General features: G+C 40.5%; 7 protein-coding genes. All 7 read right to left on the bottom strand.

Annotated elements, in window-relative coordinates; translation table 11 throughout:
- Positions 1-9: 9 nt before the first annotated feature.
- The 7 genes from CJ263_RS10185 to CJ263_RS10155 all read right to left on the bottom strand — a co-directional run bounded on the left by CJ263_RS10185 (position 10) and on the right by CJ263_RS10155 (position 17,674).
- Positions 10-2,430, bottom strand: a complete 2,421-nt coding sequence (locus tag CJ263_RS10185; protein WP_094997166.1) for an ABC transporter permease — start codon at positions 2,428-2,430, stop codon at positions 10-12.
- A 72-nt stretch (positions 2,431-2,502) separates the two neighbouring features.
- Positions 2,503-4,884, bottom strand: coding sequence for an ABC transporter permease (locus CJ263_RS10180; protein WP_094997165.1), 2,382 nt, complete (start codon positions 4,882-4,884; stop codon positions 2,503-2,505).
- A 17-nt stretch (positions 4,885-4,901) separates the two neighbouring features.
- Positions 4,902-7,337: an ABC transporter permease gene (locus CJ263_RS10175; RefSeq protein ID WP_094997164.1), complete on the bottom strand. Its 2,436-nt coding sequence runs from the start codon at positions 7,335-7,337 to the stop codon at positions 4,902-4,904.
- Positions 7,338-7,590: 253 nt separating this feature from the next.
- A complete protein-coding gene (locus CJ263_RS10170) occupies positions 7,591-10,023 on the bottom strand; it encodes an ABC transporter permease (protein WP_094997163.1) in 2,433 nt (810 codons plus the stop codon).
- Between the two features lie 50 nt (positions 10,024-10,073).
- Complete coding sequence (locus tag CJ263_RS10165) at positions 10,074-12,461, bottom strand: ABC transporter permease (protein WP_094997162.1); 2,388 nt, start codon at positions 12,459-12,461, stop codon at positions 10,074-10,076.
- Between the two features lie 249 nt (positions 12,462-12,710).
- On the bottom strand, positions 12,711-15,089 hold the full coding sequence (locus CJ263_RS10160; RefSeq protein ID WP_094997161.1) for an ABC transporter permease: 2,379 nt from the start codon (positions 15,087-15,089) through the stop codon (positions 12,711-12,713).
- Positions 15,090-15,292: 203 nt separating this feature from the next.
- Positions 15,293-17,674, bottom strand: a complete 2,382-nt coding sequence (locus CJ263_RS10155) for an ABC transporter permease (RefSeq protein WP_094997160.1) — start codon at positions 17,672-17,674, stop codon at positions 15,293-15,295.
- Positions 17,675-17,679: the final 5 nt, after the last annotated feature.

Below are 17,679 nucleotides of genomic sequence, written 5' to 3'. Positions count from 1 at the left end.
ATTAATGTTTTATTCGGTGCGTAAACTTTTTACGGGGTTGGCCAAAGAGGCTTTTAATGTCTGAAAGCTTACCGTTACCAAAGCAATGACCAAAATGGCAATAAAGGGCAACAGAAAAAAGCTCCAGTTTATAGCTATTCGGAAGGCATACCCCTCCAACCATTTACTTATACTGAACCATGCTAGGGGTATGGAAATCAAAAACGCGATAATGAGTAATACTGCAAACTCCTTGTATAATAGCCTTAAAATGCCCGGTACAGATGCTCCCAAAACTTTACGGATTCCTATCTCTTTTTTTCGTTGTAAGGCCGTAAACGAAGCAAGTCCGAACAGGCCCAGACATGCGACAAATATGGCTAGTAAGGTAAAAAGGCCGAATACTTGGCCAAACCTTTGATCCACCTTGTACTGTTCATTAAACCTCTCGTCGAGGAAAAAGTATTCAAATGTATTGCCCGGAAAAAAATCGTTCCATTCGGTCTGTGCCCGGGCAATGGTCTGGGCAATCTGTGAAGTTTCAATTTTTATGGAAAAATATCCATACACATCAGGATTCAAAATCAGTATCAGCGGTTCATAGGCATCGCGAAGCGATTCCTGATGAAAATTTTCCACTACTCCGACAATTTCACATTGGTCGCCCCAAAATTCGATTTGTTCGCCTATTGCCTGTTCTGGATTATCAAAACCCAGTTGTTCTATTCCTTTTCGATTAAAGATGACATTGGTCCGTTCGGTGCCAAAGTCCTTTGAAAACTTACGCCCAGCTATAATATTTATTTCAAAAACGTCTGCAAAATCATAATCTACTCGTATAAAACGATATTGCTTTTGTTCGGTATCATCCTGGCTGAGCAATCGGATTCCTCCAGCATTATCGCCAGGGCCCATCCCAGGGACAAATGAAGATACGGCCACATCTTCAATAAGTGAATACTGTAAAAGTGTTTCTTTGAATGCTTCTTTCTTTTGGACAAAAGTGGAATCTGATACTATCGGAGGAGGTAGCACCAACGTTTGGGAAATATTGATACCGAGAGACTGGTCTCGCATAAATTGGATTTGCTGATATACAACAAAGGAGCCTATCAATAGAAATAAAGAGGCCGTAAATTGCAGAATAACAAGTCCTTTTCTTAAAAAAGCTCCCTCTGTAGTACTGACCATCTTGCCCTTTAACACTTCAACAGGCCTGAACCGCGATAAAACAATTGCCGGGTATAATCCAGATAAAACCACACCTACGACAAATAGGGCAATGAGACCTAGCCAAAATCTGCCTTGTTCGAACAAAGTGTATGATACCGGTTGACCTGAAATTTCATTGAAAAAGGGAAGGGCAACAATCATTAGCATGAGTGCCAATACCAATGCCAGACCATTGAATACGACCGACTCAAAAAAGAACTGGACGACCAATTGCCCTCGTTGAGACCCCACAGACTTACGAATACCTACCTCCTTGGCACGTCCAATTGCCCTTGCTGTGGACAAATTAATATAGTTTACCCATGCTATTAAGATGATAAAGAACGCTATGCCTAATAATAGGTATATGGTTTTTCCATCTCCGTTGGGAACCGGTTCATCCATGTAATTAGAATCCAAATGAATATTGGTAAGGGGTTGTAAACTATATTTGACAGAAGCGTTGAAACTTCTCAACAACTCCCCAACGCCCTCTTCGACTATTGGTGCAAATTTTGCCTCTACCTGGGCCGGATTTACCCCTTTTTGCAACAGTAAATAAGTCAGACAACCATCCCATGTCCAAGCTTCCTCCGGAGTGGAACCATCATTATTGGTGTTCATGGAGACAAAGGTTTTGTAGGAAGCCAAAAAATTAGGACGGAGTTGTGTATTGACGGGCATATCTTGATAGACGCCAGTAATTTTGTAGGTTCGGTCACCACTGATTCTTAGGTTTTTTCCGACAATGTCCTTGGTTCCAAAGATCTTCAATGCGGTCGTTTCGGATAGGGCGGCGGTATTCGGCGCGCTCAATACAGAGGTAACGTCCCCATAAATCAACGGATAGGAAAAAACATCAAAGAAAGAGTTGGTGGCAAAGAACACTTTTTCGATTTTCAAGGGCCGGTTGTCGACCTCTACGAGAATATCACTCGTTTCCACAACTTTGACATATTCTTCAATTTCGGGAATCGCCTCTTTAAAGGAGTTTCCAACGGCATACGCCCCTGCCGCCCATTGTGTTGCCAGTTTGCCATTGTCATAGCGGTCTTGCCGTACGCGATAGATGCGCTCTTTCTTGGCATGAAAATCTTCATAGCTCAATTCGAATACAACGTATTGCAGAATCAGCAAACAGGCAACGATGCCGATGGCCAGTCCGCCGATGTTAATCCAAGAGTAAATTTTGTTATTGGTAAGATTCCGCCAAGCGATTTTCAAATAGTTTTTAAACATGATACTCGTTTTTTGATTGTACTAGTATTTTACTTTGACTACGCTCAGTGACCTCAATTGATACCGTTTAATTTACTCCGCACGTAAACTTTTAACCGGGTTGGCCCTGGCCGCTTTAAAACTTTGCCAACTTACGGTTGCAAGGGCCACTAACAGCGTTGCGAGCCCGGCCAAGCCAAAGACCCACCAACTAACCTGGGTTTTATAGGCAAAACCTTCCAACCATTTCTGTGCGCCATAATAGGCAAATGGTACTGCAATGATAAAGGCGACGACTACCCATTTTAAAAAGTCCTTGTTCAGTAAGTTCAAAATTTGCGAAACCTTTGCCCCATTTACTTTTCGAATCCCAATTTCCTTGGTTCTTTTGGCCATTGCGAACGAGGCTATGGCAAAAAGTCCGATACACGAGAGTAGTATTGCCAAAAATGAAAACCACATAATCAACGTATTCACCCGTTCGTATTCTTTGTAATAGGCATCCAGTTTTGCATCGGCGAAAAAATGGGTCAAAGTAGCATTGGGCAGTAAGGTCTGCCATTGGTCCTCCAATAATTCAATTACTTGAAGGGAAGCTCCTTCCTGGGCCCTAATGGCTAAATATTCCCAATCGGTGTAATTCTCCTGTTGTGTATAAAAATGCGCCAGTGGTTGCATTTCATTCTGTACGCCTTGATAGGTAAAATTTTCAATGGCACCAATGACCCTGTAGGGTTGACCATCCGGACTTCCCTCCCTTAAAACCTGTTCTTGAGCCGTAGTGAATCCCAATTGGTCCATTGCCGCTTTATTAAGCACCACGGTATTTTCCAATAAAAGTCCATCTCTTTCAAACCCTTGACCACTTTTAATGGGAATTCCAAGCGTCTTAAAATAGTCTTCCCCTACATAGGATTTTCTAAGGAAAATATCCGCCTTATCAGAATGACCCTCCATATAAAATCCATTATAATTTTCATCATAATCCCCAGGCACGCTACCCGTAAAGCTTACGGAAGAAACCAAGGGGCTAGCGTCCAATTCATCCGCCAAAATTTTTAGTTTTTGGGATGCCGCTTCCGTATCGGGATATTGCCAGTAATCCGTTTGTAGTACTATTGTATTTTCTGCATCGAATTTTGGGTCTTTCTTGACCATATAATCAATCTGTTTTCGAACGATGAGGGTACCTGAAATCAGCATAATGGCAATGACAAACTGTACGACAATAGATGCATATTTCGAGAAACCTGGCTTTTGTTTCGCCGTAACTTTGCCGTGTAGATTTTCCACCAATTTACTTTTGGACCATAAAAATGAAGGAACCAAACCAGAGAACAAGCCCACAACAGCCCAAATACCCAACACCAATGCACCTAAAAATAAGGGGTCGAACGAGCTAATGGATAGATTTGTTTCAAACAATCGGTTGAACGATGGCAGCAAGAACCCGGTCATAAGCAATATGCCACAGGCCAAAGCGATGAGACCTAGAGCCAAAGATTCTACCATTATTTGCTGAATTACATGCTTTTTTGTGGCTCCGTGCACTTTTTTAATTCCTATTTCCTTGGTACGGGCCAAAGAATTGGTCACGGTCAAATTGATGAAATTGACAATGGCAATACCGATTATTCCTAAAGCGATTAAGGCCAAAATAAGGATCAACGTTTGGTTGGATTCCACTTTGGCATGATACTCCGCAAAAGGTAATAGGCTCAATTGAATGGTACTTTCCCCAACCGGGAGGAAATTTTCCTTAACGATACGTTCAAGTTTATCCGCTATCGCCTCTGGACCGACACCATCCTGTAAAACGAGATAGGATTTTGAAAAGGTATTGTACCAATCATGCACACCAACTATCCAAGGTGATAAAGTTTCGCCGGTTTCATAAGAAGCTATCACATCAAATTTTACCGAAGAATTTTCAGGGATATCCACCACCCCTTTTACAATCAAATAGTTTTCAGTAAACCCTACCTGCAATTCCTTACCAATTGCAGAGGTCTTACCAAAGTACTTTTCGGCTATTGGCTTACTGATAACGACACTAAACTTATCGTCTAACACTTTCTTTGCATCACCTTCCACAAAAGGAAAGGTAAAGACCGAGAAGAAACCTTTGTCCGCATAAAATACCTGCTCCGGAAAAGCCACCTTCCCAAATGCCAATCGATGTTCGTCCCAATCAAAAACCCTAGTCCCGTTTACAACCTCCGGTATGTCCTCCATTATTTTAGGAAGTACCAATCCTCTAGTGACCGTGCCCTCCCCGTCCTCGTAAATCTCCTGTATCCTATAGATATTGGATAGGTTTTTATTGAAATGGTTATAGGTGACGTCATTATATACATAAAGTGCCAACACCAAAAAAGAGGCTATACCAACACCCAGTCCCATGGTGTTGATTAGAAAAGTGCCCTTGTTGCTACGAACGTTCCTGAGAAAAAGCTTTAGATGTTGTTTTAGCATAATCTGTGGTTTGATGATTACTCCGTTCTTAAACTTTTTACAGGATTTACAATAGATGCCTTAATACTTTGGTAACTCACCGTAATGACCGCAACGGCTATGGCCAAGAAGGCGGCTAATGCGAAAACCCACCAAGGGATATCAATTTTATAGGAGAAATCCTCTAACCACTTGTCCATAGCATACCATCCTAGTGGTAAAGAAATTAAAATGGCCACGCCCACTAACTTTAAAAAATCCATGGTGAGCTTTACCGAAATTTGTGTCACACTCGCTCCAAGTACTTTACGTACACCTATTTCCTTGACCCGTTTTTCGGCATTGAAGGCAGCTAATCCAAATAATCCCAAACAAGCAATGATAATGGATAGTATGGTGAATATGACAAAAATATTTCCCAATCTACGTTCACTCTGGTAGGAGTCGTTGAAGGAATCGTCCATGAAGTAGTAGTTAAAGGGTTCTCCTGATACAATACTGTTCCATACATTCTCGATTTTTGAAACGGCATTCTCAAAATTGCCCGCCTCTATCTTAATGGCCATGGCATAGGCATTATTGGCCAATCTTAGACTTAATGCATCTATTTCCTCCTTCATGGATTCAAAATGGAAATCCTTTACCACTCCTATGATGGTAAAAAACTCGGGGTTTTCAGCATTGAAGTTAGGTGAATATCTTTCCCCCAAAGCAGTCTCGGGGGTAAGTTTCATTACTTTTACCGCAGTTTCATTGACTATGATAGCCGTTGAATCATTGCCGAAATTTTCATCAAAATTACGTCCGGCAACCAACTCAAAACCCATAGTGAGTACATAGTCATAATCCACACCCCAAGTTTGCATACTTACCGCATTTTCCTGATCTGTTAGCCCTTCTTCAGGAAAGAAAGTACTATCACTCCGACTGGAAGGCGTTGGAAAAAAGCTACTCAAGGTGGCGTTTTTAACAAAGCCTAATTGCTTTACCTGTTCCTTGAACGAGTTGGCCTTGCTGCCCGCTGTATAAACATCGTTCACTACTAACACCTGATCTTTAGAAAATCCAAGATCTTTGCTCTGTATATATTTCAATTGCTGATACACCACCAAAGTGCTGATAATCAAAAACACGGATATGGCAAACTGAAAGACCACTAGGGAGTTCCTTATTTTTCCACCCCCTACACTGCTTTGTCCGCCTCCCTTTAACACGTTCACAGGAATGAACCTTGACATAAAAAATGCCGGGTAACTTCCCGAAAATAATCCAAGCAGAACAACCCCTCCGAGAAGAATCAACCAAAAGAAAGGATTTAGAAACGGAAGTGAAATGTCCTTATCTGCCAAGTCATTGAAGAAGGGCAGGGCCGATACCGCCAAAAACAGTCCCAAAAGCAACGATATAAAAGAAATTAGACCAGACTCTACCAGAAACTGCCTTACCAAATCCTTTTTATTGGAGCCTAAGGTTTTACGGACGCCCACCTCTTTGGCCCGTTTCAAGGATTGTGCCGTAGAAAGATTCATGAAATTAACACAGGCCAAAACCACTAGAAAGATTGCGATAAAGGAGAGTATATAAATACTCTGCATATCATTGTTGGAACTCATTTCGGCAACCAAATTGGAACTTAAATGAATATCGGTCAAAGGGATTGTACTGTAAATCAAGTGGTTTCCCGCAGCTTTGAACTGTTCCTCGGTTATTCCTGGCATAAACTGCTGTACCCCAGGAATTACATATTTACTCAAGAAGCCTTCCAACGGTTCTTTAATATCCGCTATATCCGCGGATGGAATCAACTTGAAAAATGTCTGATAGTTGTTACTGCCCCAATTTACTATTTCGGAATCCTCATTACCGGCCATAGCCTCGAACAAACTGTAGTCCCTCAGAAAAGAGTTATTGGGTAAGTCTTCAATCACTCCCGTAACCGTAAATGGCTCCTCGTTGTTCAATATTAAATCCTGACCTAAGGCATTGGAAACCCCAAAATGTTTTTCCGCTGCCGACCTTGTCATTACTATAGTATTCGGATTCTTAAGTACTGTATTGGGATCACCTGCCAACAGCTCAATCCCGAACATCTCAAAAAAAGTGGCATCTACAAAAGTCGTTTGCTCCTCCTTGACGTTGGCTTCAGCATCTACTTTCCTGACCAAAGCACTACCCCGAGTCCTAAACCTGGTAACCACTTCAATTTCAGAAAAATCACTTTGCAAGGCATCTGCCATAGGTGCAGGACTTACGGCATACTTTCGGGCATCGCCACCAAATTTAATATCCGCATTAATCCTATAGATTCGGTCTGCATCCGCAAACATGGTATCATAGGTCAATTCATCATAGATGTATAATGAAATCAGTAGGGCTCCCGCCATACCAATGGCAAGTCCAAAAGTGTTAAGGAAGGTAAAAAAGGGTTGTTTTTTTAAACTCCTCCAGGCGATTTTGATGTGATTTTTAAACATGATCGACTATTTTTTGATTGATGCTTCGACTACGCTCAGCACAGATTGATGTATTGGCTCATAAAACGTAATGTCCAATTCCGTGCCAATTAGACAATTACCTGTTTTACAAATAATTGTCTAATTTTTTCTTTTTAAAGGTGTAAAATATTTTGACAAATCATGTACAATTTATTTACAACAAGAACCGCCAAAAAGAATTTACAACACCTTTATAATCAACATGTCTTAATCAGAAAATCATACTTAAACGCTACTCTGTTCTTAGACTTTTTACAGGGTTGGCCATAGCCGCTTTTAAACTTTGCCAACTAACCGTTATTAGTGCTATGGCCACTGCCATAAATGCAGCTAAAAACAAGACCCACCAAGGCAGGTCAATTCGATAAGCAAAATCTTGCAACCATCTGTTCATGACAAACCAACCCAAGGGTAAGGCAACGAGAATGGATACGAAAACCAACTTTAAAAAATCCATGGACAAACGGTAGGTAATCTGGCCTACAATAGCACCCAACACCTTGCGTACCCCAATTTCCTTAACCCTTTTTTGTGCATTGAAGGCTGCCAAGCCAAAAAGTCCCAAACAGGCAATCAAAATAGAAAGCATGGTAAAAATCATAAAAATGGTTCCCAATCGTTGTTCGGCCTCATAGCTTTGGTTAAATGAGTCATCCATAAAATGATAGGAAAAGGGCTTGCCTACGGCCATTTGGTTCCAAACCCCTTCAATTTGAGCTAGGGTACGGTTTAAATCACCCTCTCCTAATTTAATGGCCAATCTACCCGCATTATTGCTGGGAAAAATACCCAAGGCATCAATTTCATTGTGAAGGGTTTCAAAATTGAAATTCTTTACCACACCTATAATCGTATAAATAGACTCTCCACGACCTTGGTTAAGCTCAACCAATTGTCTGCCCAAAACTTCCGTTGGTGTGCTGTTCATTTTTTTAACTGTGGTTTCGTTGACTAAAATCGCCGTAGAGTCTGTTCCAAAACGAGGGTCAAAATCCCTACCGGCCACCAATTCCAAGCCAATGGTTTTCACATAGTCATAATCCGCTTGCCATTCCTGCATTTGCACCGCTTTTTCTTGGCTACGGTCCTCATTCAACAAAAACGAGCTGTCGCTACGGTTAGAAGGGGTTGGTAAAAAACTGCTCAATGTAGCATGCTCTATTTGTGTCAAGCCCTCTATTTCTTTCTTGAACACTTGCCTTTTATTCCCCAATAGATAAACGTCATCTACCACCAAAACCTGGTCTTTGGCATACCCAAGGTCTTTGCCTTTAATAAAGTTGAGCTGTTGGTACACCACCAAGGTGGCTATAATAAGCAAGACCGAAACAGCAAACTGAAAAATGACCAATATGTTACGAGTTCTACTTCCGCCCAGACTTTGGTCACCAGTTCCCTTCAAAACCTTGACCGGAACAAAACGCGACATAAAAAGTGCAGGGTAACTGCCTGAAAGAAAACCTAAAATTAGTGTTGCAATTACGAGAAGAAGCAAAAACAAAGGATTGGTAAAAGGAATTTCAAGATTTTTACCCGAAAGTTGATTGAATACCGGCAAAAGAGCAGTAGAAAGGATTACTGCGACCAGCAATGAACCAAATGATATTAGGCCAGATTCCGTTAAAAATTGTCTTATAAGCCCAGACCTACCTGAACCCAAGGTTTTACGAACACCCACCTCTTTGGCGCGTTTGAGGGACTGGGCGGTGCTCAAGTTCATAAAATTGATACTGGCCAGTATAATCAAGAAAATACCTATTGCCCCTAAAATGTACAAGTTCTGAATATTGCCGTTGGGACTGAATTCCGGACTACGGTTCGAGTGTAGATGAATATCGGTCAAGGGGATGGTACTATACTTTATATAGTTTCCGCTTTCCTCAAACTGTTTCAAAGTAATACCGGGAAAGAAGCTTTGAACAAAAGGGATTACGTATTTACCGACCATGGCATTGAGTCCTGGATATATTTCATTGGGCTGTATGCCTTTCTTAAGTTTTATAAGGGTATAATAATTATGGCTGCCCCAGGCACCTTCTCGCGCATCCGGATAACCTGCCATGGACAGGAAAAGGTTCCTTTCCTGTAAAAAAGAATTTTTTGGAAGATCTGGTATTACTCCAGAAACCGTATAGGTGCCGTAAACGTCAATATCTATGGATTTTCCAATGGCGTTTTCTGTCGAAAAAAGTTTTTGGGCAAGAGTTTGGGAGATAACCGCCGTATTGGGCTCGTCCAGGGCCGTACTTGCATCACCATGCAGCAACTCTAGCCCAAGTAAACTGAACATACTGGTTTCGGCATAGGTAGTTCTTGGCTCCTTAAAACTGTTTACCTCACCACTTTTTTTGATGAGCGTAGCACCGGTACTTCGAAATCGGGTAGCGGCCTCAACTTGTGAAATGTCGTTCAAGATGGCTTCGGCCATAGGTGCGGACACCTCTGGTTGGTACTCTACTTGACCCCCAAATTTGATATCTGCGTTTAAACGATGTATTCGTTCAACATCGGCAAACATTTTATCATACCCTAATTCATCATAGATATACAATGAAATAAGTAAGGCTCCCGTCATACCAATGGCAAGGCCAAAGGTGTTTAGGAATGTAAAAAAGGGTTGTTTCTTTAAACTCCTCCAGGCGATTTTGATATGATTTTTAAACATGTTCGATGATTTATTTTGATTGATGCTTCGACTACGCTCAGCACAGGTTTTTATTCCGTTCTTAGACTTTTTACAGGATTGGCAAGCGCCGATTTCAGGGATTGAAATCCCACTGTTACAAAAGTAATGACCAAGGCAAAGCCCCCTGCCAAGGCAAATACCCACCAATGTATTTCAATACTATAGGTATAGCCTTCTAGCCATCGATTCATAAAATAGTAAGCAATGGGAGATGCAATCAAAAATGCAATCCCCACAAGTTTTAAAAAATCCTTGGTTAATAACTGTACCACTGAATTAATGCTTGCCCCCAATACCTTTCTAATGCCTATTTCCTTTGTTTTCTGTACTACGAAGAACAATATGAGCCCATAGATTCCCAAGCAACCGATAAAAATGGCCATACCAGAAAAGATTCCAATGAGAGATAGAAAACGCTGTTCTGTCTCATAAAGTTCCGCCACCCGATCATCCAAAAAAGAATACTCAAATACATAATCCGGAAAGGACGAGCTCCACTCGTTTTCAAGATGTGTCAATGCGCTCTTCGTATTTTCTAGATTAATTTTTACGGCTATTTCGGTGTATAGTCTTGGGTGAGGCGTAATGAATATAGGATTAATATGGGCATGAAAATCTTGATCATGAAAATCCGCAACTACCCCTACTATTTTTCCTTGGATAAAGTCATTGCTAATATTGACCGATTTATTCAGAACATCCTCCATTTTGGATAGACCCACTTTTCTGACAAAATCTTCATTTACTAAAATCTCGTCTACCGAGTCTTTTTCATAAAAAATCCGTCCGGCGACCAGTTCCAAATTGAACGTATTCAAGTAGTTTTTGTCGCCCGCTTTGGCCTGAATATTAAAATCCTCCGCCTCTGGCCTATTATTGAACCGGACACTAGTTCCCCAATTGTTATCACCAGCCCCTGGCGACGCAAAGCAGGCCGTAACGCTTTCTACACCGGCATTTTGCGCTATGCGTTCTTTTAAACCTTGTAATTGTATAGGTTCAATATCATCCGGAATTTCCACCATAACAATTCCTTCCTTTTCAAAACCCAAATCGGAATTGATGGCATACTTTAATTGTTTACTTATCACAATGGCCCCGATTATAAGCACAATACTTATTACAAATTGTGTGACCACTAACGTCTTTCTGGTCAAATAACCGCCTGTATCCTTTTGTGATAATTTCCTTTTTAGAGCCAAAATCGGGGCTATCCTAGACAGAAGTAATCCTGGATAACTTCCCGCCAAAAGAGTAACCAATACCAATATAACCGAAATAAATCCTAGGAATTTAATGTTCAACAGCCCTTTAACGGAAAGCTCTATATCGAACATCGAGTTAAAGGAAGGCAAAACCAAAGAGCATAGCAAAGCTCCAAAAAGAAGTGCAAGCAGGCTCACAATAAATGTTTCGGCCATAAATTGCCAAAACAATTGTCCCTTGAAACTTCCCAAAACCTTACGAACCCCAACTTCCTTTGAGCGATTAGTGGATTGTGCCGTGGAAATATTTATAAAATTGATACTTGCTATTATGAGAATAAAGAAACCTATTAAAGAAAATATCCATAGCGTTTTGGGGTCGATTCCTCCACTATATCTTTCATCAAAATGAACATCCGCCAGTGGCTGCACTTTATAATGGTGCACATTCTTGCTATTTGGACGAAATTTTTCAACGTAGCCTTTAAGTTGCTCCTCTATTAAAGCAATGTCCTGATCCGGCCGCATTAGCGCATAGCAATGTAAACTGGAATTAATACCGCCCCAACCCTCAGATGCGAGAAATTCATCATAGTTCTTAATTGTTTCGAAGGAGACAAAGAGTTGCGATTTGTTCAAGGTCGTTTTTGGCAGATTCTTGAGCACACCAGTAATCCTTATCGTTTCTAAATTTTCAAGAACGAAATCTTTATTAATTGGATCTGTATCCCCGAACAATTTTTTTGCCAATTGCTCGGTAATCAAAGCGGTATTGGGCTCTGTAATAGGAGCTTGATTAGTACCATCAATCAATGGGTAGTTGAATATTTTAAAAAAATCTGCTTCCGCAAAGGATATATTTGCTTTTAGCTGTTTTTTTTCGGAACCATTTTCAATGGAAATGAGCCAATTTTCACGATCGGCACTTTTTGCCACTATTTCGGCGTAATCATAATCCTGTTTAAAGGCATTTGCAAATCCCGGAGGTACAGACGCCTCGTAATCCACAATATCCCGATGCTCCTCTGTATTGAACCGATAGATTCGGTCCGAATTTTTGTGGAAATTATCAAATTGTAGATGATGTTGAACAAATAGAAAAATTAAAATACTGCAGCCAAAACCAAGTGCCAAGCCCAAAATGTTGATTGTGGCGAAACCCTTCCTTTTTTTTAAGCTTCTCCAAGCGATTTTAAAATAATTCTTGATCATGGTTCTCGTTTTTTGATGCTTCGACTACGCTCAGCACTGGTTGATGCATTAGTTCATATTAGTATAAGCCCAATTTCGTGCCAACTATTCAACCCTCTGTTTTACAGTGTTTTGACTAATTCTTCACTTTTAAAGGTGTAAATTTTTTTGACAGAAAGTGTACAGTTTATTTACAGATAGATTCTTAAAAAAGCGCTGTAATCTATTTATAATCAATACATTTAAATCAGAAAACGATATTGTATTGCGCTACTCCGTCCGTAAACTTTTAACCGGGTTGGCTCGTGCCGATTTTATCGCATGATAGCTAACCGTTAATAGCGCTATTGTGATGGCAACAACGCCAGCAATGACAAATACCAACCAATTGATTTCAATGCGATAAGCAAAACTTTCCAACCAGTTTTGCATCGCATACCATGCCAATGGAATAGCGATCAAAATGGAGATAAATACCAACCTCATAAAATCTTTTGAAAGTAGGTTGACAATACCCGAAACACTGGCTCCCAATACTTTTCTTACACCAATTTCCTTTCTACGTTGCTCTGCTGTATAGGCAGCAAGTCCAAGCAATCCCAGACAAGAAATAATAATGGCCAAAAGAGAAAATATTTTGGAAAGCTCACCAACCAATTCCTCATTTCTGAACCTGGAATTAAACAAGTCATTTTCAAAACGATATTCAAAAGGAAACGCAGGATTGTATTCCTTGAGTATTTTTTCAATCGCCATCAATGCCTCTTTTCTTGATGATTCAGGTCTTATACCTATGTACATGGCATTGCCAAAATCATAATTATTAAAGAACATGACCGGGCCTGTCTTTCCATTACCGTACATATCTCCATAGAGATAATCCTTGACCACTCCAATTACATTATAATTGGTATCATTACGCGTGATGGTCTTACCTAGGGCGCTATTATCCCCCATAAGAGCGGCAAAAGATTGCGTTATAATTACATTGGTACTATCCACCGCCCTGTCATCATTAAAACCATGACCTTCAAGCATTTCTAGGCCAACAGTATTAAAAAAACTAGGGCTCACATATCTGAACCTCACAAGAACATCTTCAGTATTTACCCCTCCTTGCCAGCTCAAACCCGATCCGTTGTTGCCACTGGATAACATATAAGAATTAGTAAGGGCAACATTCTCAACGGTCCCGGAAGCAATCATTTCTTCCCTTATAGGGTAGAATTTATTTACCATATCACCGCTAACGGATACATTGACTAAATTCTCTTTTTCATACCCTACATCACGGGCCCTTACATGTTCTATTTGCTGATAGATTATAATACTGCAAATAATGAAAACTATAGATACCGCAAATTGGGTGACCACAAGCCCCTTTCGAATCAATGTTGCGCTACCTTGACTTTTACCACTTCCCTTAAGTACTTGGGCCGGTCTAAAAGACGAAAGATATAGCGCAGGGTACCACCCCGCCAAAAGACCGGAAACCAAGGTAATCGTCAAAAGAGAAACTAGGTGTAATGGTTCAAGCAACCTTAATTCAATTTGCTTTTCAACCAAAGTGTTAAAGGATGGTAATAACACCAGCACCAAAACAACACTAAGCAAAGCGGAAATACCTGCCATAATCAAGGCTTCCATCATAAATTGGGAGATCAATAGTTTCTTGCCGGAACCCAAGACTTTTCTAACTCCTACTTCATTGGCCCTTTTTTCACTTCTTGCCGTAGATAAATTCATAAAATTTATACACGCTATGAGTAGGATAATCAATGCGATGAATGCTACTAAGCGAACAAAGGTAATTTGCCCTCCAATACTCTTACCTCCTCTAAAATCTGAACGTAAATGCCAATCTTTGATGGAATGTAAAAAAGCCTCATTAGGTGAGTCATCCTTGCTATCCATTTTCGAGGCGATCATTGACCTTACTTTAGTATCAACTTCTTTAAAATCTGAATTTGGGGCAAGTTCTACAAAAGTGTCGGCAAAATTATTACCATACTCTTCCGTCCAAGACATATCCTCATCCCCAAGTTGGAATCGTTCAAAAGGCAGTAGCCAGTTGAACCCGAACGTAACATTATTAGGCAAGTTTTCAACAACTCCGGTAACCGTAAAACTATATTCATCGTTAACCTTTATAACACGGTTAAGCACTTTTTTGTCTGAACCGAAAAGCGCTGCGGCGGTTTCTTGGGTCAAGATGATTCCATCCGGACTTGATAACGCGCCTTTTAATTCTCCCTCTAAAAACTTAAGACTGAAAATATCCAAAAAATCAGGGTCTACATACCTGCCATATCGATTGATTCCATTTTCGCCATCAGAAAGTAAAATTTCTCCACCCCAAGTCTTAGAAGATTTGGTGATTTCCGGTATTTCATCCTTTAAATCCTTTGCTAAAGGCCCTGGCGTCGAATAAAATGTGTAGACTTCACCTTCAAAAGTTTGATTGGTCGGTACGTAGTATACCAAATCTTGTTTTGGGAAAACACTATCATAATTCACTTCGTCTTCTACCCAAAGTAATATTAGACTTGCACAGGTTATACCAATGGCCAAGCCAAAAATATTGAGAGCACTGTAGCCTTTATTCTTCCAAAGATTTCGCCACGCGATTTTGATATAGTTTTTAAACATAATTCTCGTTTTTTGGCCTCCCCCACCCCCTCCAATACTTCGACTGCGCTCAGCACAGGCGGAGGGGAGCAAGCGACATGGTTGTTTTATTTTTCTTTTGTCTACTGTCTTATAACTAACTTCTTGACCCTCAAATCCACATCAAACTTGTCAATTCCTTTTTCTCTCCCTTCCTAGGAGATGTCATAAGGATAGAGGGGCTTTTATTCCGTCCGTAAGCTTTTTACGGGGTTGGTCAGTGCAGCCCTAATGGATTGAAAACTGACCGTTAACAGGGCTATACCCAAGGCTACAATTGCAGATATGATAAATACCCACCAATGAATTTGTATGCGATAAGCAAAACCTTCTAACCAATTTTCCATAAGAAAATAGGCCAAGGGAAAACCGCACAGTAATGCAATGAGCACCAATTTTGCAAAATCCTTGGATAACATTTGCGCTACACTGGCAACCGAAGCGCCCAAAACCTTGCGTATTCCTATTTCTTTTCTTCGCTGTTCTGCAGTAAATGCGGCCAAACCGAACAAGCCCAAGGCGGCCACGAAAATGGCCAGCATACAGAATACTATACTTATTTGCCCGGCCCTTTTTTCACGGGCATAAAGGTTTTCTAGATTCTGGTCTAGGAAGGTATAGTCAAAATCTAGATTAGGGGCTACTTTGTTAAAAGCTGTTTTTAAACCCGACAACGTGTTGGAAATATTTCCCGTTTTAAACCGCACCAACATAAAGGATTTGCCTTCACTATTGCCATTATGAAATGCATAGGCACCGATAGGTTGGCGCAACGATTCATAATTAAAATTGTCCACTACGCCTACAATGGTATTGGGAACTCCGATATACACCTCTTTACCAATGGCTTCCTCAGGAGAAAATCCTAAATAATCAATAGCTTTTTTGTTAAGTACAACTTCCACTAGTGTATCGCCTTCACTTTTATGTGCTGGAAGTTTTTGTCCGGCCAAAAGTTTCAAATTTAAGACATCAATTATTTCAGCATCTGCCACATTGGTCTGGATATTCAACCCATGTTCTTCCGATTGATTTTTTCTTAAGGTACGTCCGCTTACGTCAACACTGGGATATCCTTGGGCCATGGCCACCGAAGTAACATCGGTTAAACTCTTTAGTTCTTGCGCCATGGCATTTTGATTCTCTATTCCTCGTAATCCCCTTACAGATATGGCCATTACGTTTTCCGGAGCAAAGCCTAAATTCTTGTTTTGAATAAATTGGGATTGTTGATAGATAACCAAAACGCCCACAATCAAAGATGCTGAAGCAGCAAACTGCAATACCACCAATCCCTTTCTTACCACCAAGTTTCCTTTACCCTGTTTTAAGGAAGGGGATAAGATTTGTTTTGGTAAGAATCGGGACAAATAAAGCGCTGGGTATATTCCCGATAAAAAAGTAGTTATGGCCCAAATGATAACGAGAACAGCTAAAAATTTACCGTTAAGCAAAAGGTCGATTTTTAGTTGTTGGTCGGTCAAGACATTAAAGGCAGGTAACACCATAATTGCCAAAAACAAACCCAACATCATTGAAATGGCTGTAATTAATCCGGTTTCCATATAGAACCTACCTATCAAAGACTGAGAGGTTGCTCCGAGGGTTTTACTGATACCCACTTCTTTTGAGCGCTTTTGAGATCGTGCTGTGGTAAGGTTCATATAGTTCATGCAGGCAATCAATAGTATAAGTACAGCCAAATAACCTAGATTTCTCACTTCATTGATGTCCCCAACGCGGGATGTATAGGTATTGCCGAAAGAAGCGGAATACAAATGTACTTTGCTCAAAGGCTGCAAGGAAAGGGAGTACCATTGGTTCTCTTTGGGTACGTTGGCATCCAACATTTTGTCCACTTGAATCAAAGTAGCTTCAAGAGAAACATTTTTCTTTAGAAGGCAATAGGTTTCAAAACTAGAATTGCTCCAAGACGTATTCTCATAAAACCAATAACCATTACTGGAGGCCATTACATTGGCATCCAAAGTACTGTTTTCAGGAAAATCCTGATACACCCCTGTTACCTCTAGCTTTCTGCTACCATCAACGAGTAGTACCTGGCCAACAGGATCGTCGTTTCCAAAATACATGCGTGCGGTCTTTTCCGAGATGATTACCGTATTTGGCCGATCCAAGGCACCTACCTTATTTCCTTTTAATATGGAAATATCAAATATGGACAACAACTCTTTATCTACCCAATAGAACCGGTCCTCCGTAAAATTCTGATCGTTAACACGTAACGATGCCGTACGACCAAAATTATGCTTCAACATTCTGGCCGCTTTTTCCACATTGGTCACTTCTTTTTGCAAGCTACTTGCTACAACAGGGGGTGCCTTGGCCCAAGTTTCATAACCAAAATCACCATCTGTTTCTACCAAAACCCTATGAATCCTGTCCTTTTTAGGGAACATAGTATCAAAACTCTGTTCATGCGAAATGAACAAAAACAACAAAATAACAATGGCCAACCCTATGGAAAGACCAATAATATTAATCAATGAAAACAATCTGTTGCCCTTAATATTTCTCCAAGCGATTTTGATATAGTTTTTAATCATGATTC

This window comes from Maribacter cobaltidurans (assembly GCF_002269385.1).
Classification (GTDB): domain Bacteria; phylum Bacteroidota; class Bacteroidia; order Flavobacteriales; family Flavobacteriaceae; genus Maribacter; species Maribacter cobaltidurans.
Note: the sequence above shows the minus strand (reverse complement) of the source record. Positions and strands in the feature narration are given on the sequence as shown.

Coding starts and splice junctions, on each gene's coding strand:
- CJ263_RS10185 (WP_094997166.1), bottom strand. CDS start 2,430: ATGTTTAAAAACTATTTGAAAATCGCTTGGCGGAATCTTACCAATAAC.
- CJ263_RS10180 (WP_094997165.1), bottom strand. CDS start 4,884: ATGCTAAAACAACATCTAAAGCTTTTTCTCAGGAACGTTCGTAGCAAC.
- CJ263_RS10175 (WP_094997164.1), bottom strand. CDS start 7,337: ATGTTTAAAAATCACATCAAAATCGCCTGGAGGAGTTTAAAAAAACAA.
- CJ263_RS10170 (WP_094997163.1), bottom strand. CDS start 10,023: ATGTTTAAAAATCATATCAAAATCGCCTGGAGGAGTTTAAAGAAACAA.
- CJ263_RS10165 (WP_094997162.1), bottom strand. CDS start 12,461: ATGATCAAGAATTATTTTAAAATCGCTTGGAGAAGCTTAAAAAAAAGG.
- CJ263_RS10160 (WP_094997161.1), bottom strand. CDS start 15,089: ATGTTTAAAAACTATATCAAAATCGCGTGGCGAAATCTTTGGAAGAAT.
- CJ263_RS10155 (WP_094997160.1), bottom strand. CDS start 17,674: ATGATTAAAAACTATATCAAAATCGCTTGGAGAAATATTAAGGGCAAC.